The organism is Synechocystis sp. LEGE 06083 (assembly GCF_015207725.1).
Lineage (GTDB): Bacteria > Cyanobacteriota > Cyanobacteriia > Cyanobacteriales > Microcystaceae > Synechocystis > Synechocystis salina.
Map to the genome: position 1 here is coordinate 1 of NZ_JADEWJ010000431.1, position 1,660 is coordinate 1,660.

At 47.7% G+C, this 1,660-nt stretch carries 2 protein-coding genes and 1 pseudogene; all 3 read left to right on the top strand.

What is annotated here, in order from left to right:
• Positions 1-694, top strand: a pseudogene (locus IQ219_RS19465) (hypothetical protein); the annotation flags it as partial.
• A gap of 73 nt (positions 695-767) precedes the next feature.
• The gene (locus tag IQ219_RS20305; RefSeq protein WP_228017402.1) at positions 768-968 is read left to right on the top strand and encodes a hypothetical protein; all 201 of its coding nucleotides are present in this window, start codon (positions 768-770) and stop codon (positions 966-968) included.
• Between the two features lie 12 nt (positions 969-980).
• Positions 981-1,547, top strand: a complete 567-nt coding sequence (locus tag IQ219_RS19470) for a hypothetical protein (RefSeq protein ID WP_194073707.1) — start codon at positions 981-983, stop codon at positions 1,545-1,547.
• Positions 1,548-1,660: the final 113 nt, after the last annotated feature.

Below are 1,660 nucleotides of genomic sequence, written 5' to 3' on the forward strand. Positions count from 1 at the left end.
TGACTATACCGACCGGCAGAAAAGCCTTTTGTTTGACTGGTTTACCCTCACAACTCCCTACGTTTTTCCCACCGATGATTTCGGCATACGTTTTACAGCGGATACGGGGGGCAGTGTGGGTGGAGGAATTTTTTACAGCGTTTTGCAAAATTTCCAAATGGAGTTGCTCCTTTCTTCCATTGGTGGTTTTGACACCCAATCAGTTATAGACTCATCCCAGGGAACAGCGACCCAATGGCGTTTAGGGGGCAAGCTTTTATTTTTAAACCAAGCCGATGGGGATCCCCTCTCAATCAGTGGCCGTTTGACTGGTGGTCGTGATATCAGTGAAGCAGAACAAGGATATTTTATGCTTGAATTTCCCTTTATGTATGAAGTCAATAATCAATTAGCTTTGCTATTTTCTCCCAAGGCTGCAATTACTGGTGGCAAAACTCCGGTGGGTTTGGGGTTAGGGGCGAATTATCAGATTTCCCCCGTCATACAACTAATTGCGGAAGTGACTCCCCTTGTGACTGGTGAACGACTGGTATGGTCAGCCGGTTTAAGACTATTCCCTTTGGAAAACTTGGCGATCGATTTAATGGGTACCAATGCCACTAGTCAGCTTGATTTGGGAGAATTACTGGCGGAGCCGGGCACTCGCTTCTCCGCAGGCATACAATGGCGCTTTGGACAGGGCTCTAGTAAATAGCAAATCTATTTCTTTCTCCCTTGGGCCAATAAATCTTGGGTTTTGACTTTCCGGAATGGGGCAATTAAGATTTATGGCGGATCTGCCGCTTAGCTATATGGCCATAGACGTAAAATCTCTGCCCTATTCTTTTCTAAATTCCAAGCAGGCACAGCTATGGATCTTGGGCTCAGAGAAGAGGGGAAAAAACGGTGTGCCGGTGGGGACTGCTAAAATTGTGGGGTCTTCGGACCATGTCCTCGGACAAATGATCTTAATTGATGGATTGGTGTAATCGGAAACAACCATGCGAATTTGGCCAGTGGTTCTGACAGGATTAGTTCTCATTTTCCTTTCCCTTAGTGGTGGTTGGGCGATGGCCCAGACCTGGGCTCCCCATGGTCAACCGAAGGATAGCTTAATAGCCCAGGCAAGCATTCCACAGAATTTGCCCCCAGTTATCCCTGACAATCCCCATTCCGTTGATCCGATTCCTACCCGTTACCTTCCCGGTTTTGAGTCCTATATTGAAACCTGCACTGGCTGTCACATTGCTCTGCCACCAGAAGTGTTGCCCCTGGAATCCTGGCAGGAAATTTTGCGCCGTCCGGATGTTCATTATGGGGTCAGCATCCCTAATATTAATCGTCTGACCCAGTTACTCATTTGGGATTATGTGAGTACCTTCTCTCGACCATTACCTCCCAATACGCCAGTTCCCCTCTATGCGGAGAAATCACGCTTTTTCAAGGCTCTACACCCAAGGGTTCCTATGCCAGAGGAGGTAACAAGCAATACCTGTGTCACTTGTCACCCCGGGGCAGAGATTTTTGATTTTATTACCTTGGCTCCCCAATGGCAGGACGCTCCCTAGGCAAAGGCGGATCTAAACAGGCAAATGCCACTGAAAATAGTTTTTGCCCTGCCCGAGGAAGGGGGATTGTGCTCCTACGAAGCTAGTACTGAAGGAGTTTTAGCAAAAATCAT